This is a genomic window from Binatus soli (SeqCode) (assembly GCF_050015535.1).
GTDB classification, from domain to species: domain Bacteria; phylum Desulfobacterota; class Binatia; order Binatales; family Binataceae; genus Binatus; species Binatus soli.
Genome location: NZ_JBEKBF010000004.1, coordinates 200,107 through 219,978, shown reverse-complemented (window position 1 = coordinate 219,978; position 19,872 = coordinate 200,107). Strand labels below are relative to the sequence as shown.

Sequence of the window (19,872 nt, the reverse complement as noted above, 5' to 3'; positions counted from 1 at the left end):
TCCTTTCTGCGTCCAAGCCACCGAAGCAAACGTCCGCTGATTACCCATCACCGCACCTCCTCATCCGCCACTCAACCAGTTCCTTTGTACACCAATCGATCAACTTATGCAGAGGTTCCCTAGGCGTCCACAACACGATCGTCCGGGACGCTCTGACCGTGGAGGACGGCCGCGAGGTCAAGCACACCGGAGACGGCATCATGGCGTCCTTCGTGTCGGCGGCGGCCGCGGTTCGCTGCGCAACCCGGATTCAGCGCGCCTTGGCCAAGCATCAAGAGGACCACGCAGAGTCTCCGCTCAAGGTTCGGATCGGCGCTGCGGCAGGAGAACCCGTCGAGCGTGAGCACGATCTCTTCGGAGCGACGGTGCAACTAGCCGCGCGGCTCTGTGCCCACGCGCAGCCCGAGCAAATTCTGGTGTCGAACGTGGTTGCCGAGTTGTGCCTCGGAAAGGGCCTGCCCTTCAAAGACCTGGGAGATGTTTTCCTAAAAGGTTTCAATCGCCCGATCCTGGTTCAAGTTGTCGAATGGTCCGGCGCAACGTAATGCGCCGCGGCAGTCCGATAGAACCTTACAACTATGGAACTTGGATTGGCGGCGGTCTCCCAATAACGAATCAAGCCGCTCAGGTGAGTCTAACTCTTATCTCTCGCCCAGATTTCCTTGAGTGGGCGATTGAGACACGAGCTGCTATGGCTTGATGTTCTGGTTCAGGTGGAACAAGTTGCCGGGGTCGAACTTTCTCTTGATCGACACCAGGCGGGTGTAGTTGTCTTTGTAGTTATCCCTGATACGGCCCTGGTCGTCATCGGCCATGAAGTTGACGTATCCGCCGGCCAGCGAGTAAGGCTCGAGCGCCTTGTAATAGTCCTTCACCCACTTGATGTTCTTCTGGTTGTCGGCGGGATTGGGCCACATGCCGGCGATCACGGTCGCGAACTTGGCGTCGCGGTAGGCGAAAGCCGTCGCATCCGCGGGAACACGGTTGCAGGCGCCGTTGATCGGATAGATGTGCACAGTCGAAGTCACGACCGGCACCTTCGGCCCGAACTTCGTGTGTGCCGCAATCGCGCCATCCGCTAGCTCGGTCGCGAAAGAGGACTTCCAATAGTGCTGCAGGCCCGGCCGGTATAGCGGGTCGAACAAGCTGTTCATCGCGTAGTAGGTCATCGGTGCAACCATCTCGGCCACGGTCGGCGCGGGCGTTCGGAACGCCGCCATCTGATTCTGGCCGTCCTTGGGCGCGCCGGCCCAGCAGGCCACGATCGCGCAGAACGTCTTGCCGTGCTCCTTCTCCGGGATGAACGGCAGCGGCGGCGCGATCTGAAACGCCGGGAAGAAGCCCATCTGCTCCGGGGCTGTCGCCACGTAGTCGCGGTAGAAGCTGAGCACGTCGCGCGCCCTGTCGATCGGATAGAAGAAGAGGCCCGCGACGACATCCTTGACTGGGTGCAGTTGGAATTCGAACGATGTCACAACGCCGAAGTTGCCGCCGCCACCCCGCAGCGCCCAGAACAGGTCCTCATTCTCCTTCGCGCTCGCGACGACGAATCGCCCATCAGCGGTGACGACGTCCGCGGACAGCAGGTTGTCGAGCGACAGACCAAAGCCTCGCGACAGGTAGCCGATCCCGCCGCCCAGTGTGAGGCCGGCGATCCCGGTGCTCGCGATGATCCCGCCGGTTGTCGCCAGTCCGAACGCGTACGTGGCGTGGTTAAAGTCGCCCCACGTGCAACCGCCTTCGGCTCGCGCCGTCCGCAGGCGGGGATCGACGCGAACACTATTCATCCTGCCCAGGTCGATCACGACGCCGACGTCGCAGGTGCCGAAGCCAGGCACGCTGTGCGAACCACCTCGCACGGATAGATCGAGTCCATTCTCGCGGGCGTAGTCGATGCCCGCCATCACGTCGCCGACGTCGACGGCCCTCACGATGACCGACGGGCGCCGGTCGATCATCCCGTTGTACACTTTGCGCGCCGCTTCGTACTCCGCGTCGCTTGCTGTTATCACCTGACCACGGGCGCGCTCTCGCAACATTTCAACGGTCGGCTTTTCCACAGCGGCAACTCCTTCGCCGGGCGAGTCTAGCCAACAATGCCACCACGTGACGGCCGCCTCAAGGGGCGCCGTCCACAAGCGAGTGCCCAGAGAGTCCGGATTAAAGCATTGGGCGTGACGACATCCGTGTCCTGTCGCTACCAAAAATTCCATCTGAACCGGAATTTGAGTGGCTGCGAGAATTGCTATCGAATTGATGCTTTTGAGCGAAACTGGCTCAAATCGCGGGGGCGATTCTGCTGCCAGGCGAATCACGGGCGAACCGGCCAGGACTGGCTGTTCGCAGCGAATCGAGCAATGTGTGTGGTACCCGGAGAGGAGCAGGGCCACATGAAAAACTCGATTCCGAAAGGCGATACAAACGGTCTGGCAGCGGCGCTGAAAGCTCTTTCAGTTCTCGATCCGCAGGAACTCAATGCGCGATGGAAGGCCCTATACGGCTCGGATCCGCCCGACCGGCTTCGCCGTCCTCTGATGATCCAAGCTTTGGCCGATCGTCTTCAGGAGCAAGCTCTCGGCGGTCTGAAGCCCGCCACTCGCCGCCTGCTGCGCAGCGTCGCGGGCGACGCGGAAACGCGCCGGCCAACCGCGGTCGAGTAGAAGCGACCAGTTAAAGCGGGCGCAGTGCTGATCCGGGAGTGGCACGGCACCAAGCATCAAGTGACCGCGTTGAAAGACGGATTCATGTTTCGCGGGAAGCACTTTCAATCGCTCTCAAAAATCGCCGGTGAGATCACTGGCACGCGATGGTCAGGGCCACTCTTTTTCGGTCTGAAGAATTCGCACCAGGAGCAGCAAAATGGAGCCCACTAAACCGCAGACCCTGCGCTGCGCAATTTACACACGCAAATCTTCGGAGGAAGGGCTGGAGCAGGACTTCAACTCGCTGCATGCACAGCGCGAGTCTTGCGAAGCGTTCATCAAAAGCCAGACGGGCGAAGGCTGGCGACTGATCAAAACCCACTACGACGATGGCGGTCTTTCGGGCGGGAACATGGAACGCCCTGCCCTACAGAGCCTGCTTGAGGACATCCGGCAGAAGCTGGTCGATGTCGTGGTGGTCTACAAGGTCGACCGGCTGACCAGATCGCTCTCGGACTTTGCCAGGATGGTCGAAGTGTTCGATGCGCACGGCGTTTCGTTCGTCGCGGTCACTCAACAGTTCAACACCACCACCTCGATGGGCCGCCTGACGCTAAACGTGTTGCTGTCGTTCGCGCAGTTCGAACGCGAGGTAACCGGGGAGCGGATCCGTGACAAGATCGCTGCGTCAAAGCGCAAGGGCATGTGGATGGGCGGCTTGGTGCCTCTCGGCTACGAGGTTCGCGACCGGCAGTTGGTGATCAACCCTTCTGAGGCGGAGACGGTCAGACAGATCTTCCGGCGCTACTGCGAACTCGGCAGCGTTCGACTTCTCAAGGAGGAACTCGATCGAGATGAGGTTCGATCGAAACATCGCATCGCCAAGAACGGGGTCCAATCCGGTGGTCATTCATTCTCGCGGGGAGCCCTCTACACGCTGCTCGGCAACCCGATTTACATCGGCGAGGTCCGTCACAAGGGCACGCGCCATCCAGGCCAACACCAGCCAATCGTGGAACGAGCGGTATGGGACAAGACTGATGAACTCCTTCATGCTCACGCCGCACGCGCTCGCGGCAAGACCAGCAAATCGATGAGCAGCCCGCTCGCCGGCAAGCTCTTCGATGAATCCGGGGAAGGTCTCACCCCGAGCCACGCGGTCAAGGGCAAGCGCCGCTATCGCTACTACGTATCTCGCAGCCTGATAAAGGGCACTGCGAATCAGGCAGGAACTGGGTGGCGGCTTCCGGCGGCCGAAATCGAGCGTAGCGTCGCCGCGGCGGCTGCGATGGTTCTCGATGATCGCACTGCGATCCTGGCCGACATCGAGCAGTCCGCCTCGGATACAGGTCAGATAAAATCGATTCTTGACGGCGCGAGCGCATGGAGCAGTCGCCTTCGATCCGAGGCCGAAGCGGCGGAAGCGCTGGAACTTCTCATCAGTCGGGTGGAGCTACGACCCGATGGCTTCCGCCTCTCCCTCAATCTGCCCATTGGACCCTCTGAGAAATTGACGGGTCGCGGCGCGGTTGACTTGAAACTCACTCGACTGATCCCGATGCAAATGCGGCGGCGCGGAATCGAAATGAAGTTCGTCATCAATGGCGACTCCAAGACTTCTCCGAGAACCGACCCCGCGCTGCTCAAAATGATCGCACGAGCGCATTGCTGGTTTGACGATCTGGTCTCTGGGCGCGCCGCATCGATGGTCGAAATCGGTAAACGAGAGAAGGTCGGCAAACGTTACGTCAGCCGCATAATTCGTCTCGCCTTCCTGGCTCCGGAAATCGTCGACCAGATCGTCAAAGGCTGCCAGCCGCCGGAGCTCACCGCGGAATCTTTGCTCAAGGATCGCACGCAGCTGCCGCTCGAATGGGAATCTCAGCACCGAGTGCTTGGATTCCCGTTCCCGGCTTGATCCTTCTGATAGCCAGCTACAGGCGGCGCCGTGCTAGTGCGCCTTTGTGGCCGCTGATGAGCTATTCCTATGGTTGCCAAAGTCCACCGCCAAAAGTCGAAACGGAGAGAACCTCCGCGAACGGCCCCGGAATCTCCCAAGTGAGCATTTCTCCGGTGGCCTTTGAACTCACGAAGCACCGCACACGCCCCGATTTCGTGCACTTCTTCAGAGATTTCAATACATCGAGGACTCGGGTGCGGAGGGGGTGGGATTCGAACCCACGAGGGACTTTCATCCCTGCCGGTTTTCAAGACCGGAGCCTTCAACCACTCGGCCACCCCTCCAAGCCCTTGATTCTATTACGTTTCCTGTTCCCCGGTGGACCCCATAAATGGGCAAATGTAAATTGATTTGTAAATATGCCGCTCCCCGGCGCTTTTCGTGCTTTATATCTCGCTGGCGCTCTACCCCTTCTGCCCGTGTAGCTTCGCGCCTGTACCCTGTCTATATCCCTTCCGCCCCTTGTGATTAGCCGCTTTGCTCGCGCTGTACCCCTTCCGCCCCTTAGCCGCCCCGCTCATACAGGGACGTTCCCCCACGGCCCCTGCTGCTTTAGCCGCACCAGCTATTCTACCCCTTTTTACTACTCTTATTTCTAACTTAATAGAATATAGCCGTCCGCCCGTCCGCCGAGTGGGATAGCGGCTGGGAGAGTGGGACTTGAAGGCGGACGGTGATTTGAAACCCTGCCGTCCTCAACCGTCCGCGCCGTCCGCCTGATTGGGGCGGATAGGGATGGGAAATCAAGCGCCCCCAACTCACCAAAACGGTGTTATAGGATAGCGCGGCGTTTGCTTGCTAGTGGGGGCGGCTAACCCAGCGTGGACCTAGACTGGTTCTCCAGCAGCCTGTAGCACGGCATCCAGCGCGAGCGCGGCCCGCTTCTGGTCGGCGGGAAGGAATTTGGCGTACACATCCATTGTCATTTTGGCGCTACTGTGACCTACGCGCCCAGCGACCACCTTAGGATTCACCCCGGCGCGCAACAACTGGCTAATATGCGTGTGGCGTAGGTTCTTGAGTTGGGTCCCGGTGAACCCGATGACGCGGACGCGGTCAACCCAAGCCGATGTGAAACTGCTAGGACGCCAGCGCGATCCGTCCAGTGTCGGGAAAACAAGCCCCTCATCATTTTTCCACAAGGGGCCAGCGGCCAGCCGCGCCTTCTTTTGTTCGACGGCGTGGCGGCGCAATGTTTCCACAGTCAAGGGCAGAAGGTCAATCGGACGGATTGAACTTTCGGTCTTGGGATTCTTGAAAACAAGTCCACCAGCTTTGGTTTCTGATAACGAGCGGGAGATAGTGAGAACATCATCCTTAATGTCTTTCCACCGCAGCGCGAGTAATTCGCCACGTCGCAATCCAGTGGTGGCGGCGACTACAACCGGCGCATAGAGCCGATTGCCCTCAAAGCCCTTTAACAGCGTCATCAGCCCCTTTTCATCTAGCGTCTTCATCTCCGGGTGGTGGGGGCGCGGCGAATCTACCCGGTCGGTTTGGTTGATGGCGAGTATCCCTAAGCGTACCGCACGGCGAAGCGCCTGACGAAAGACGCGGTGTATGTGCAACACCGTCCGCCGCGACAGCTTCCCTTTGCCGTCAACCCGTTTGGCATTTAGATAGTACGTTTGGATTGTCTGTGGGTCCAGCTTGGCGAGCGGGATAGCTCCGAAGGCAGGCTTAAGGTGCTTTTCAATTAACCAGCCGTAGCCTTCCAGTGTGCGCGCGGAAGCGTCATGTTCAGCAAGCCATCGGTCTAGATACTCGCCAGTCGTAAGCCGGGATGGTGCTACCAGTGTGCCCCGTGCGTTTTCGTGGTCAAGAGTATTGGCGCGTTGTTTCACTTCCCGGTATGAACCCCGGAACAGTTCGGTCTGATACTTGTTCTTGCCCTTGTGAATATAGATGCGAGCCTTCCCCGGCACACCCTTTTTGGGTCGTACTTTCCATTGAATGAATGCCATTGTTTTTCTCCTTCAATTTACAATCAATTTACATAGCTCTTAAGGCCGCACGCGCCGTGAGCGTTTAACAACCCTTCCGGTTTCCTAGACCGGAGCCTTTATCCAGCACATAATCTGTTCAACCGGGTCTCCCGCTGACCGCCAGCCTTCCCGCCGTAGCGTCTCGGCAATCTTCGCTGGCTTCATCTTTCGCTCGCGGGAGAGTTGAATTGCCCGGCGCTGGAACCGCTCGTTAACGCGGACTCGGCATTTGTTCGTGCAGGTCGTCCGGCGCTTTCCAAATTCCTTCCACTCGTTACAACCAGGGCATAGGCGGATGGTTGTACCGTCGCCCGACGCTGATTCAAGCAATTGCGCCCACAGGCAGGTTAGTAGCGAGTCCGGGCGGATGACGGTTCGGAAGCGCCCCTCAGCTATATCGGCTCCGACCGGCGCGCCAATGAGGTGGCGGTTAAGGGCGGCGCGTAGGTGTTGAGCAGCAGCGGGGCGGCGTTCGGCCCAATCGTGCTGCTCATCCCATATCGCAGCCGGTCCTTTCCAGTTCACGATAGCTAGGTTGCCGACTGCCTCCCCTATCTCCATCATCGCATCGCGCCAGAAGATGACCGATTCCCCGTCTGCCGCGAATCCGAGCAACCCAAATTCATTCGCCAGCGATAGCATCCGTTCGGTGTCGAGCGAACGAAGCATGGCGCGCGGTTCATCCTGCGTACCGGTGATGGTTGTCTTATACGGGTTGGTGAACCGCAGGAAGGCGTTGCGCTCCGGGCGATAGGTCGCTGTGGCTGTGGCGCGGGCGCAGATTTGGCGGCGATTCGGCGTGAGCTTGTACCCGTCCGGGCACCGTTGTCCTTCATATTGTATCAGCATAACGTCCTTACATTCCTTACGTTCCTTACGTTTCCTATCAGTCCAGCGTTATTCTATTCTATTATCGCTCCGAAGGCGAATAGAAAAGAGGACGCAACGATGAAGACGAACGAGACACCGAATGCGCTTGCCTACACAGTAAAAGAGGCAGCGCGGCTTTTGCACATAAACGCGAACGTCGCGTACCAGTACACAAAGAAGGGAATTTTGCCCAGCGTCCGCATCGGGCGCTCGGTTCGCATTCCACGGCTGGCACTCGAACAATTCTTGGCCGACCAGTCCACCGGGCGCGCGGGCGGCGTGCGATGACCCTCTTAGTAGTTGCCCTGGCGCTCGTGGCGCGCGGCTTCGCGGTGTTCCCTTGCAATTCGCTATTGGCGAACGGGAAGTGTTCGTGTCGGCAGGCGGATTGTAAGAGTCCTGCCAAGCATCCGCTGGGCTTACCCGGAGCAGCGCCCCACGGTTGGAAGGATGCCAGCACCGACCCGGATCAAATCAAGAAGTGGTGGAAGCGTTGGCCGAACGCGAACATCGGTATTGCCTGTGGTGCATCTGCCGTCATCGTCATTGATATAGATGTTGAGCATGCCGGCGAAGAGACTTGGGCACAAATCAAGCGCGATAATCCTACCATCCGGGAGTCCGCTGTTCAGGCCATAACACAGAGCGGCGGGCGGCACCTGTACTACGCAGCCGTTCCCGGCGTCAACATCACGGACGGCGTTGCTGGACGGCTGGGCGCTGGCGTCGATGTGCGCGGCTCGGATGGCTATGTAATCGCGCCGGGTAGCCGTGGCCTGAAGGGGGACTACCGATGGGCGCAATAGATGAACAGGTTGACGCGACGCTGCTCGCGCTCCTAGTCGCGTCCGAACCTGAATCAAACACCGTGCCCAAGGGGCGCAAGGTAGCGAAACCAAAACGCCGTCCATTCGCCGCACCTATTCAGAAGGCCATCAACAAAGACGTGCTCGCCGCCTACCACAAGGCGAGCGGTCAAGAAGAGTTCACGAAGCGCGGCGCGGAATACCATTTTGTATGTCCAAGCCACGACGATACCAAACCATCTGCGCGTCTCAACCCGGACAAAGGCTCGTGGACCTGTGATGTATGCAAGGCGGGCGGTGGCATACCGGAGTTGTACGGTACGGCCCACCAGCTAGATTCCAAGACCGACTTCAACCGCATCGAGCAGGAGCTAGCGGCGCTGTTTGGGGTTGAGTTGGAGCCTGATGCGCCGTCCGCAAGAAAGAAGTCCAAAGTATCAATCACGATGGAGGCGCTGGCGGAGCGGGACATTGAACTGTTCCATAGCTCTGATGGCATCGGTTATGTGACCTATAAGGAAGATGACGGTCATAAGGAGACTTGTCGCTTAGACCAATTTGACCGCTTTATTACGCGACTGTACTTGAAGGCGAGCGGCGACGTTACAATCTATCCGGGCGCTGTTGCTGAGATTATCAAGGCATTGGACGCCCGCGCCTTCGATCCTACCGCGCCGCTACGCGACCCGGCGTTGCGTGTGGCGATGGGTGGCGACGGTGCCATCTATTACAACTTGGCAACCCCGGATTGGAAAATTCTCCGGTCCACCCGCGACCGGAGTGAAGTAATCGAGTACGCGGACTGTCAAACACCATTTTTGCGAACGAACGGGATGCTAGAGCTTCCGCCGCCAGCCAGCGACAAGATGCCACTGCCTGAAATACACAAGCGGTTCTTTTCAATCTTGGATTGGGAGAATTTCCTGCTGGTGTTCGCCTACGTTTGCGCAGCCTTGTTCCCCGGCAATGAGTTTCCATACTTGGGCCTTCACGCTGCTTCTGGCTCTGGCAAGACCCTGCTGGCACTGCTCCTTAAGTATTTGATTGACCCTGATTATATCGAATCCACACGCCTTCCTGAAGACCCACGTGACCTACCAGCAATTTTAATCCATCAGCACTTTCCCGTCTTTGATAACTGTTCTTCCATTTCCAATGAAATGTCGGATGCGCTCTCACAGTTGAGCACCGGAGGCAGCATCGCAACGCGCACCCTTTATACAAATTTCGGCTTAAGTTCATTCCATGGGTCGCGGCCCATGCCGCTAACATCGATCCCGGACCTGGCAAGGCTGCCTGACCTTGCTGACAGGATTATCGCGCCATCCTTCCTAAGGTTCACTGAGATGGGCGGCACAGTTACCCGGTTGCCCTGGGAGCGTCTGAAAAAGGACTTCTTGATTGCACGACCCGCCATGCTGGCGACGGTGTGGGCGGCGATACGGCATGGGCTACGGGAGATGGGCTCAGTTGCCCTGCCTGAAGGGACACGGATGATGGGACCGGCCACTTGGATGTACGCCTGCATGGGTTATTTCGGGAAGGATACACAAGAGGCTTGGTTTGACACCTATCAGTACGACCGTGCCGACACTGCCGCGCGGCTACTGGACGATTATCCGATTTGCCCTCTGATAATCCAATTGGCCAACAATTACAAGAACATTGGCACAGATAAAGTCCCCACGTGGGTATCTGATGGATACAAGTCTTGGGAAGGCACTGCGACAGCCCTGCTTACGAAGTTGCATGATAACTTCCTGCCGGACCACATTCTCAAAGACCGAAAGTGGCCAACGTCCGTAGAGATGCTTGGTTCCCAACTATACCGGCTGGAAGGGCCGTTGCTACGGGCCGGCATAATCATCGAACATATCCGCGTTGGCAAGAACCGCGACCGCCAAATCTTGATACGACACAAGGATGACCTAGCCCTCAAGAGCACTGAGGCGGTCTTCCACACTAATGGGGCTATCCATGATGGGCAATCAACTTAATCGGCGTCCCCGCTCTGTTGTGACGAATGCGGTCGTCAAGCATGGCATATTCTCCAAGTCCAAGGAAGCCATCACGCAACGCCAAGACACAGTGAACAAGCTGGTGAACAAGGCGTACCGGGCTATGAAGTGGTTATCCACCGCCGACCGCCCCACTCTCAGGTCGTGGGCGGAGCTTGTCATCGTGACGAGCCAAGCGTTCAACAATCTTATGGGCGAAGGCATCCTACAAAAGGACGGCGACCCAAGGCGGCTGTTGAAGGACTTTCGGCAATTGAAGCTGGCACAGCTACGCTACGAGGAAGCGCTGTTGATGACCCCGGCAGCGCGTGCGGCTGTGTTGGGCGGCAAGGACGGCGCTCCGATAGACCTAGTGGCGCATTTCGCTAAGACTGTCACCCCGGATAAGGACAATGGCGAAACAGAAAAAGAGTAATCCACTGGCGGCCGCAAAGTACGACCCGGTGCTGTTCATCGAGACGGTGCTGATAGACCCGGAGACTGGCACACCGTTTATGCTCTATGAAGAACAGAAACGGTTTCTGCGAGCCGCGTTCACTCTCAAGCCGGATGGTACGCTCCCATACGCGGAAGTGATGAGGGGCGCTCCCAAGAAGTCCGGTAAGACTACAGAGGGCGCTTGGGCACTGCTTTACTGCGTATGCGCGATTGGTGGCCGTGGTGCTGAGGGGTACTGCATCGCCAATGATTTTGAGCAAGCGCAAAGCCGTGTGTTCGCCGCAGCGGTCAAAATCGTGAGGGCCAGCCCGCTCCTGTACCGCGCGGCGCGAATCTCGTCTAACAAGATAGAGTTCCCTAGCACTGGCGCGAGCATCACCGCACTGGCCTCCGAATACGCGGGCGCGGCTGGAGCGAACCCAACTATCACCGTGTTTGATGAGTTGTGGGGTTTCATGAGCGAGCGTGGGCACCGGCTGTGGGATGAGATGGTCTCGGTTCCCACTCGCAAGGTCAGTGTAAGACTTACAGTCACGTATGCCGGGTTCACTGGCGAGTCCGACCTGTTGGAAGGGTTATACAAGCGCGGCCTCACAGGGACAATCATCGCTCCAGATTTATATGCACAGCTGGGGATGCTGATGTACTGGACTCATGAGGCGCGGGCACCTTGGCAAACGGAAGCGTGGAAGGAACAGATGCGGCTATCGCTTCGGGGCAATGCGTACTTGCGGCTGATTGAGAATAGGTGGGTGACCAACGAGTCCAGCTTTATTGATGTTGGGGAGTGGGACAAGTGTGTTGACCCGACCGCCAGCCCTACACCGCGCGATAAGCGCCTGCCCGTGTGGGTAGGTGTCGATGCTTCTACAAAGCATGATAGCACCGCGATAGTGGCCTGTACCTATGACGATAAGACCAAGCATGTGCGGCTCGTTACCCATACCACATTCCAGCCGTCGCCGGATGACCCGCTGGACTTTGAAGCGACCATCGAGCGGACACTGTTGAACTGGGCTGAGCAATACGACCTACAAGAGGTCAGGTTTGACCCGTGGCAGTTGGTTTCGGTCGCGCAGCGTCTAACGCGGGCCGGACTCCCAATGGTGGAGTTTCCCCAGACCGTAGGCAATCTCACTGAAGCGAGCAGCTGTTTGTATGAACAGGTTAAAGGCCACTCAATAACTCTATATGCGGACGCTGAGATGCGCTTGGCAGCATCGCGGGCAGTAGCTATAGAGACGGCGCGCGGTTGGAGAATCGGCAAAGAAAAACAGAGTCACAAGATTGATACTATCGTGGCATTGGCGCAGGCGGTGCTAGGCGCTGTGCGTGGCGCAGGCGGACACTCCATTACCATAAGGTCATTTTACGGCGGGGACGACACGCCCCCAGCAGATCCATCCGACATCCGAGTGGAGCGTGGCGTAAGGCTAGAACGAATCACTGAAACTGAATTGGACTATCTCTCTAGGAGGCAATAATGGCTACTAACCCTAAAATCATAACCGGACTGTCACAGGCTGATGGGAGTCCGCCGGGGCCACCGGTGTTCCGACCCAAGAGCGGAATAAAACAAGACCTGGCTGCGGCGCAAAGTTTTGGTGCCAAGATTGACGACCTTCGGCAACAGAAGGATGCCAAGATTCGCACCATCAAGAACGATAAGGATTTGACGCAGACGGCGGTGGGCGCGCAACTTAAGGCCATCTCCGATGTTTTTGACAGTGACATTGAGTCCTTGGTTAAGGCGACATTCGCCTATTGCGACGCCGCAGCACAGGTAGCGCCCTTCTTCACCCGCCAAGCCTGTTTTCTCCGGGCAGTAGCGGACGCGGCGGTAACGGCGACCGACTCAATGTTGGCGCGGCTACGCCGGGAATCCGCCGCACAACTGATGGATGAAGCCGCGCTCGCTGCCAGCCGCGCCGACCCCGTGGCCGGTGGCCTGATAATGATTGAGGTGTCGGCGCGGACGGAAGGACCAGCCGATGGTCCCGGTAGCGCGCCACGGCTCACACGCGGCCAGCGCGAAGCCATCAACAAGCTCTTGGACACGATCCCCTTGGATGCCGAAATAGTCGCCCCCATGTTGGTCGAGTTTGACATCTTGCGCCGCGAGACTTCCATCCGGGCGGGCAAGGGTACGCCCACGGCCAAGATTGCGGTCGCGCTGTTAAAGCAACAGGCCGGTTACGATGATGGTCAATCATAAGTTGTCCTGCCAAAGGGGAGCGGCGGTGCATCACTACCGCCCCCGCCTTCCCACAGGTTGGGCTGTGGAGACCCAAGGCGGCGCGGGATGGTTGAGCAGGGGTCTTACTCCTTCCCACTGCGAGACGCCCGCGCCGCCGACTAACATGGCTAACATTTTGGAGGCACCATTATGAAGATGAAAGCGGCGAACGGTGTTGAATTGGAGTTTGCTGAGATGGATGACCCTTGGGACAACTGCGGCCATGTCATCAAGGCACCTGACCACCGTTCACGCGACCAACGCGCCGTGGACGTAATGTACCTGTTGGCGAGTCACGGGATAACCCTGCATCCCTACCGCCCCCACCATGACCTGCTGACGACTGAGATTTGTAACCTGGGCGATGAAGTCGTGGCAGAGATTCAAGCCTTAAAGCCGGAGCTAGTCGCCCGGACGCTGGCCGCTGGGCGCACTTCGTTCTACCGCGCCCGTTTATCGGCGCTGGGATGGTCCAGCGAACGCATCAATGACGCTATCTCGCTGGCGGAAGATGAAATCATGACCCACATTACAACCGACCACGTTACCATTGTCAGCGCAAAGAATTGGGACAATGGAAGGATAGTACATCGATGTGCAACTATTGATGATGGCGGTGCTGAGGCCCGTAAACTGCCCGTGATTTAGCAGACCGTCGCCGTCCGCCAAATGGCGACGCACCGGTGCGATGGCTTGACAGGGCGCTTGGTGCTGTCTTAATTCGGGCCTGAGTGTCTGAATTTCCCGGCCACCTCTCTTTTTTCGATGGCTTTGCGTCCAATCAACGATACTCGCGGCGCGGGCGACCGCTTCACCAGTGAGACGGGTTATCGGCCGAATCAGCGCAAGGCTGGACTGGGAAGCGCGATGGTCACGAAGCCCTCTCTACCACCCTCGCAACGAATCGGACAACTGACGATCAACGGTCGGAAGCTTAGAGTAAGGGTCAGCGCGGCTTGCGCCGCTTCGATAGCGGCGGCCCGGTCAGGATGATAAACTCAGGCCGGTCTTCGCGCGACAGCTGGGGAGAAAACGGAAAATGAGCGGAAAAGTAACCTTGGTCAGCATTGCGCTGATGATGTTGCTCTGCACGAGAACGAAATGCTGGGCCGATTGGCAGTACACAAAATGGGGGATGACCGTCGCTCAAGCGCAGACCGCGTCCAAGGGGTCATTGCACCTTACCAAGGCGGATCAGAACCCGAACTCGATTCCTGGCCTCCATCTCGTCGAGAAACTAAGAGGGATCTACAGCGCTGGCGGTATTACATTCGAGGCTCAGCTTTTCTTCGACGCGGCTGGCCGACTTGCGTACGTCGGCCTAGAGTTGCGCGACCCGCGCGTAAATCTAGAGAAACTCGAAGCGTCGCTGGCCGCGAAGTATGGGTCCCCCTACAAGGAGACCAATCTCATCGCCGACGGCTATAAGAAAGATTGGACGGGCGATGGCAATGACATTTCGCTCACCGTCCTAGACCCTGGGTCAACCCTCCCGATGCTAGTGGTGCTCAAATATGGCCCCTTGGCTAATACGAAAGGCCTCTGAATTTCAAATCACTAGTGGCCTGTAACAGTGAAATTGTTCGCATTTCGGTTTCGCGCGCAACGTTCCCCGAAACACTTCTCCCGGACCGCGCCCGCGCTTGGGACTGGTTCCGGGAATACCGCGAACGGATGACGGCGCGGCGGTGAGAGACGTTTCCCGCTTCGCCCAAGCGCCGACCCGCGCCGGTAGCGCCGGGGTGCTATACCACGCCCCTAGCTAGGCACACGGTGGGGTTTCGGGCGCTCCGGGTAGCTGTTTCGGGGTAGGCGGACGGGTCGAACGGTAGCGGGCGACTGGTTTTTAGAAGCCGTCCTCCCATTAAGCCACACGGCGCGTGAGGCTTGGACACCATGCGGACGGCCGGACGGCGTTTTCCCACCCCTACTCTCTAAACTAAGAGCTACCCGCGACCGATGTAAATGGATTTGTAAATTGAACGCCCGAATACGGGCCGATACGGGCCGATACGGGAAGGGACTATAAGACCAGATAACCCTTATAGGACGGGACGGAACGATACGGGGAGATACTATTCCTGCGGATTTCAAGACCGGTGCCTTCAACCGCTCGGCCACCCCTCCAAGCCTCATTTATTAAGGACTTACGGCGATTAGCGCAATCTGTGGATCGGCCTGAGTGCCCACTTACTGCCCACTTTTTTGAATTTCGGTTGAGGGGACCGCGAAAACCACCCCCCTCCATTAATGCAAATCTGGCGTCGCAATCTATAGGACTACGTTGATCTTGGGCTCTATTTGCTATGGTCTTGACCAGTGCGATGACCTTCAATCGCCGCTGCCGCGGACAGCTCCTAGTCTCAGCGCGATGCGGCGGGATCCAGCAGCACCTCCGGCACGTCAACCACCCGCGCGCGCAGCCATTCGCCGAGGCTCTTGGCCTGGGGGTCGGGGCGCACCGACGAGGCTACGCCCTCGCCGAGCAGGCCGACGATCACGAAGTTGAGCGCGCGCAAGTTGGGGAGCTCGTAGCGGCGCACCTCGAGCGGCGCCGTCTCGGGGAGGAGCTGCTTGAGGCGCTCGCTGCTCAGGAACTCGGCGAGCCACGCGTAGGCGAGATCGCTGCGCACCCACAGGCCGACGTTAGCGTTGCCGCCTTTGTCGCCCGAGCGCGCCCCGGCCACGCGCCCGAGCGGCGCGCGTCGCGTCAAGCCGGCCGGTGGCGAGGACAGAACGGCCGACAGAACCTTGACGGGCGAGCGTGTCACCACCTCGAGCGGCTTGATCGGGATGCTGCGCCCGTCGGGCAGCACGGCAACGTGATCCACGGCGTCGGCCGGCACGAGCGTCGGCCAGTAGACGCCGTATGCGCTCGCGTCGCCGGGCGGGTCCATGGAGTAGAAGCCGGGGTAACTGGCGAGCGCTAACTCCGTGATCGCAGAGGAGAACGCGCGTCCGACCTTGTTCGCGTCGGCGTCCTTCACGGTGACCGTGAAGGTGGCGCTCGCCTGCTCATTGGTCTCGGGATCCGGATGCTGCGTGGGCGCCAAGTGGAAGTGGAGTACGCCAAAGCGCTCGGCACCGCCGAGGCGGCGCACGATCGCTCGCTTGAGCACTGCGGCCTTCTCATCCACGTCGAGACCGGTGAGCACGAGGGTCATCGCGTTGCGGTAGCCGCCTGCGTAGTTGATGCATACCTTGAGCGCTCTCGGCGCAGGCTCACCGCGCACACCCGACACGCGGACCCGGTCGGCGCCGGCCTGGTCGAGCCGGATGCTGTCGAAGCGCGCTATCGCGTCTGGATTCGCGTAGGACGGCTCGCCGAGTTCGTAGAGGAGTTGGGCGGTCACGGTACCGATTGACACGAGACCGCCTGTACCGGGGTGCTTGGCGACGACGAACGAACCATCCTCTTCCATCTCTGCGATCGGGAAGCCGGGGTGGTCCAGATCGGGCACCTCACTAAAGAAGGCATAGTTGCCGCCGGTCGCCTGCGCGCCGCACTCAAGGATGTGCCCCGCGACCACGGCGCTCGCAAGCCGGTCCCAGTCGTCGCGCGCCCACTGGAAATGCCAAGCTGCCGGACCCACGACGAGCGATGCGTCCGTCACGCGCGGACACACGACCACGTCGGCTCCCGCCTTAAGGCATTCGACAATGCCCCATGCGCCGAGGTAGGCGTTCGCGCTCACCGGCCGCACCGGCATCGCCTCGAAGGGGCGACCGTCGTCAAGATGCGCCAGGGTGTGTCCTGCACGCCGTAACTCGCCAAGGCGCGGGAGGAGATCGTCGCCCTCCACATGGGCGACGCTCGCCTTCACGCCGAGGCGCTTCGCCAACTCCCGGATTTTCTCGGCGAGACCGCGCGGGTTGAGGCCGCCGGCGTTTACGACCACCCGCACGCCGCGATCGACGCAGGCGCCAAGTACCTCCTCCATCTGGCGCAGAAACGTCACCGCGTAGCCGGCGCTCGGATCTTTCTGGCGGGCCTTCCAGAGGATCAGCATCGTGAGCTCAGCGAGGTAGTCGCCGGTGAGTACGTCGATGGGGCCACCCTCGAGCATCTCGCGCGCCGCCGAGAGGCGATCGCCGTAAAAGCCGGAGATGTTCCCGATCCGGAGCGGTCGGCGCACGCTCATCGTTTTCTCCAGACCGGCGCGCGCTTTTCGAGGAAGGCACGCGGTCCTTCCTGCGCGTCCTCGCTCTTGTAGACCGGCTCAAAGATGCGCTCGGCCTCGTCGAAAGACTCGCTCCGTAGGCGCTCGGCGGCGGCGTACACCATGCGCTTGCCCGCCCGCACAGAGAGCGGCGCGTTCTGCGCGATGCGCATCGCCAGTGCGCGCGCCTCCTCCTGCAGGTGATCGAGCGGTACGACGCGGTTCACCAGGCCGATCTCGCGTGCGCGATGCGCATCGATCGGCTCGGCGGTGAGCAAGAGCTCGAGCGCCACTCGGGGCGGAATCATCCACGGGAGCGGCGCGGCCCACGGCGCGCCGCGGCTCCACTTCGCCTCTGTGATCGCGAACTTCGCCGTCTCAGCGGCGATGCAGAGGTCGCACATCTGCGCCAGGGCGAAGCCGCCGGCGTAGGCCAAGCCGTTCACGGCGGCGATCACGGGCTTGTCCGTCATGAGGTTGCGGCCGAGCTGCGGGACGAAATCCAGCGGCGGGACTTGAAGCCCGGTCACCGACATCTCCTTGAGGTCGGCGCCGGCGCAGAAGACCTTGTCACCGGTTGCGGTGAGAATCGCGACCAGCGCGTCGTCGTCACCGACGAAGCGGCGGAACGCCGCCCACAGGCCTTCGCGCACCGCGCGGTTCAGCGCATTGCGTGCCTCCGGGCGATCGATCGTGATCGTGCTGATGTGGTCGCGGAGCTCGTATCGGACCGGCTGGTCAGACATTTCAGATCTCCTCCTCGATCATTACTGGGCACTTGCGGTCTCTGCTTCGATTACGGCAAGAATCGCGCCCGCTGCCACCTGCATCCCGACGGTCGCGCGGATCTCGGTCACCGTTCCCGCGTGGGGCGCCCGGATCGGGGCCTCCGTCTTCATCGCCTCGAGCACGAGCAGCAGGTCGCCCTTGGCGACGATTGCACCGACGGTGACGTAAATCTGTTTAACTACGCCCGGCATAGGCGCGACGAGCGAGCCGGCTGCCAGCTCGAGCTCGGGCTCGGCGAAGCGTGGGAGTTCGCGCAGCTCGCTCGCGCCCAGCGCGCTGTCGACGAAGACCCGCTCGCCGACCGTATGCACCGCATAGCGATGGCGTACAGCGTTGACTTCGAGATCGACCTCGCCCTCGCCGGATGCGTGTACGCGAACGCATTCGAGCGCGTTGCCGTTCACCAGAGCGCGCAGACCCTCGCGCCCGAAGCGGTAGCGCACGTCGAGTCGCCCCCAGCTTCCCTCGAAAGCCTGCTCCTGGTCTTGTGAAGGGACGTTGCGCCAGCCGGACGGGATCGAGGCCAGCGAGCCGCCGCGCGCGCGGCGCGCGGCTTGCAACGCAAGCGTCGCAGCCAGCGCGTGGAGGCGCTCGCCCGCCGCGTCGCAGAGCGGCGCGCCGAGGATCTCAGGCCGGTGTCGCTGGAGGAAATGCGTGTCGGCTGCGCCCGCAATGAACTCGGGGTGGCGCAGGATGCGCACGAGGAGATCGCGAATCGTATGCGGGCCGTGAAGGTGCGCGCGCGCGAGTGTGTTGGCCAGCCTGGCCGCCGCCTCCGCGCGCGTCGGCGCCCACGCGATCACCTTCGCCAGCATCGGGTCGTAATGGACGCTCACCTCCGAGTCGTCCTCGACACCCGAGTCGAGGCGGATTCCCGACGCCGGTGCGAAGGCGAACCGATGGAACACGCCCGTCGATGGTGCGAAGCCGCGCCGCGGGTCTTCGGCATAGAGACGCGCCTCGATAGCGTGGCCACGAAGCGGTGGCACTTCGTCCTGCGCCGGAAGCGCGCCGCCGCGCGCCACTTCGATCTGGAGGCGCACAAGGTCGAGCCCGGTCACGCACTCGGTCACGGGATGCTCGACTTGGAGGCGCGTGTTTACTTCCAGGAAAAAGAACTCTCCGGCGGGCGTGAGCAGGAATTCGACGGTTCCGGCGTTGCGGTAGCCAATCGATTGGCCCGCGGCGACGGCGGCCGCACGGATCGTCTGGCTCAACGCAGGGGTCAACGCGGGGCTCGGCGATTCCTCGATGATCTTCTGGTGTCGCCGCTGGATCGAGCATTCGCGCTCGTAAAGATGGATCACACGACCGTGCGCGTCGCCGAAGATCTGCACCTCGATGTGGCGCGTGGCTTCGAGGTAGCGCTCGAGGTAGACGGTATCGTCGCCGAACGCCGAGAGCGCCTCGCGTCGGGCCGAGGCGACAGCCTCTCTGAGCTCCGCCGCGCTATGCACCACGCGCATGCCTCTGCCGCCGCCGCCGGCCGAGGCCTTTACGACGACAGGCAGGCCGAGCTCGGCGGCCATGAGCGTAAGCTCTGCCGTGGACGCGCCGTCGCTAAGCTCGCGGCTCGGGAGTTGCGGCACGCCTGCCCGCTGCATGAGCCGCTTCGCCCCGAGCTTCGAGCCCATCGCGGCGACCACCTCGGGCGGAGGTCCCACGAACGTAAGCCCTGCGTCGCGACACGCCGCGGCGAAGGCCTCGTTCTCCGACAGGAAGCCGTAGCCCGGGTGGATCGCATCGGCGCCCGTGCGGCGCGCCGCTTCCACGATTGCGTCGATGCGCAGGTATGACTCGGCAGGCGACGCACCGCCGAGCGCGACCGCCTCATCCGCCTCACGCACGAAGGGCGCGTCGCGATCGGGCTCCGAGAACACGGCCACCGTCGCGATGCCCATCTCTCGCGCGGTGCGCTGGATGCGCCGCGCGATCTCTCCCCGATTGGCGATCAGCAACTTCCGCATG

At 60.5% G+C, this 19,872-nt stretch carries 16 protein-coding genes, 1 tRNA gene and 1 pseudogene; 11 read left to right on the top strand and 7 right to left on the bottom strand.

Annotated features, from left to right (window positions below):
• Positions 1-545: adenylate/guanylate cyclase domain-containing protein (locus tag ABR989_RS04765; RefSeq protein WP_428126075.1), on the top strand; the 545-nt coding region annotated here is incomplete at its 5' end.
• 144 nt (positions 546-689) lie between these two features.
• On the opposite strand, the gene ABR989_RS04760 is transcribed toward ABR989_RS04765, so the two are convergent.
• A complete protein-coding gene (locus ABR989_RS04760) occupies positions 690-2,039 on the bottom strand; it encodes an FAD-binding oxidoreductase (RefSeq protein WP_428126080.1) in 1,350 nt (449 codons plus the stop codon).
• 57 nt (positions 2,040-2,096) lie between these two features.
• Here ABR989_RS04760 and ABR989_RS04755 point away from each other — a divergent pair.
• Both ABR989_RS04755 and ABR989_RS04750 read left to right on the top strand, forming a co-directional pair.
• Positions 2,097-2,873, top strand: a pseudogene (locus ABR989_RS04755) (DUF2924 domain-containing protein).
• A complete protein-coding gene (locus ABR989_RS04750) occupies positions 2,860-4,560 on the top strand; it encodes a recombinase family protein (protein ID WP_428126073.1) in 1,701 nt (566 codons plus the stop codon). Before ABR989_RS04755 ends, ABR989_RS04750 begins: the two are co-directional and overlap by 14 nt.
• A 239-nt stretch (positions 4,561-4,799) precedes the next feature.
• Here ABR989_RS04750 and ABR989_RS04745 read toward each other — a convergent pair.
• The 3 genes from ABR989_RS04745 to ABR989_RS04735 form a co-directional block, all read right to left on the bottom strand.
• Positions 4,800-4,886: transfer RNA gene (locus tag ABR989_RS04745), tRNA-Ser, on the bottom strand.
• 543 nt (positions 4,887-5,429) lie between these two features.
• Positions 5,430-6,566 (bottom strand): tyrosine-type recombinase/integrase, encoded by a 1,137-nt coding sequence (locus tag ABR989_RS04740; RefSeq protein WP_428126072.1) that lies wholly within the window; start codon positions 6,564-6,566, stop codon positions 5,430-5,432.
• A gap of 84 nt (positions 6,567-6,650) precedes the next feature.
• Complete coding sequence (locus tag ABR989_RS04735) at positions 6,651-7,436, bottom strand: hypothetical protein (protein ID WP_428126071.1); 786 nt, start codon at positions 7,434-7,436, stop codon at positions 6,651-6,653.
• Between the two features lie 99 nt (positions 7,437-7,535).
• Between ABR989_RS04735 and ABR989_RS04730 the strand changes: the two genes are divergently transcribed.
• From ABR989_RS04730 to ABR989_RS04695, 8 genes are all read left to right on the top strand, one after another.
• Complete coding sequence (locus ABR989_RS04730) at positions 7,536-7,745, top strand: helix-turn-helix domain-containing protein (protein WP_428126070.1); 210 nt, start codon at positions 7,536-7,538, stop codon at positions 7,743-7,745.
• Positions 7,742-8,263, top strand: a complete 522-nt coding sequence (locus tag ABR989_RS04725; RefSeq protein ID WP_428126069.1) for a bifunctional DNA primase/polymerase — start codon at positions 7,742-7,744, stop codon at positions 8,261-8,263. The genes ABR989_RS04730 and ABR989_RS04725 overlap by 4 nt, the downstream gene beginning before the upstream one ends.
• Entirely contained in the window at positions 8,251-10,260 is a 2,010-nt protein-coding gene (locus ABR989_RS04720) for an AICE element replication initiation protein (RefSeq protein WP_428126068.1), read from the top strand. Before ABR989_RS04725 ends, ABR989_RS04720 begins: the two co-directional genes overlap by 13 nt.
• A complete protein-coding gene (locus tag ABR989_RS04715; RefSeq protein ID WP_428126067.1) occupies positions 10,244-10,696 on the top strand; it encodes a hypothetical protein in 453 nt (150 codons plus the stop codon). The genes ABR989_RS04720 and ABR989_RS04715 overlap by 17 nt, the downstream gene beginning before the upstream one ends.
• Entirely contained in the window at positions 10,674-12,203 is a 1,530-nt protein-coding gene (locus ABR989_RS04710; RefSeq protein ID WP_428126066.1) for a terminase TerL endonuclease subunit, read from the top strand. Before ABR989_RS04715 ends, ABR989_RS04710 begins: the two co-directional genes overlap by 23 nt.
• Positions 12,203-12,934 (top strand): hypothetical protein, encoded by a 732-nt coding sequence (locus ABR989_RS04705; protein ID WP_428126065.1) that lies wholly within the window; start codon positions 12,203-12,205, stop codon positions 12,932-12,934. Before ABR989_RS04710 ends, ABR989_RS04705 begins: the two co-directional genes overlap by 1 nt.
• Positions 12,935-13,105: 171 nt before the next feature.
• A complete protein-coding gene (locus ABR989_RS04700; RefSeq protein ID WP_428126064.1) occupies positions 13,106-13,603 on the top strand; it encodes a hypothetical protein in 498 nt (165 codons plus the stop codon).
• Positions 13,604-13,994: 391 nt separating this feature from the next.
• Positions 13,995-14,501 carry a hypothetical protein gene (locus ABR989_RS04695; protein ID WP_428126063.1) on the top strand — a complete coding sequence of 169 codons (507 nt, stop codon included), beginning with the start codon at positions 13,995-13,997 and terminating at the stop codon, positions 14,499-14,501.
• Positions 14,502-15,318: 817 nt separating this feature from the next.
• On the opposite strand, the gene ABR989_RS04690 is transcribed toward ABR989_RS04695, so the two are convergent.
• Genes ABR989_RS04690 through ABR989_RS04680 form a run of 3 tightly spaced genes read right to left on the bottom strand, consistent with a single transcriptional unit; the run spans position 15,319 to position 19,871 of the window.
• A complete protein-coding gene (locus ABR989_RS04690; RefSeq protein WP_428126062.1) occupies positions 15,319-17,097 on the bottom strand; it encodes an acyclic terpene utilization AtuA family protein in 1,779 nt (592 codons plus the stop codon).
• A complete protein-coding gene (locus ABR989_RS04685) occupies positions 17,094-17,861 on the bottom strand; it encodes an enoyl-CoA hydratase/isomerase family protein (protein WP_428126060.1) in 768 nt (255 codons plus the stop codon). The genes ABR989_RS04690 and ABR989_RS04685 overlap by 4 nt, the downstream gene beginning before the upstream one ends.
• A 21-nt stretch (positions 17,862-17,882) precedes the next feature.
• Positions 17,883-19,871, bottom strand: coding sequence for an acetyl/propionyl/methylcrotonyl-CoA carboxylase subunit alpha (locus ABR989_RS04680; protein WP_428126059.1), 1,989 nt, complete (start codon positions 19,869-19,871; stop codon positions 17,883-17,885).
• Position 19,872: the final 1 nt, after the last annotated feature.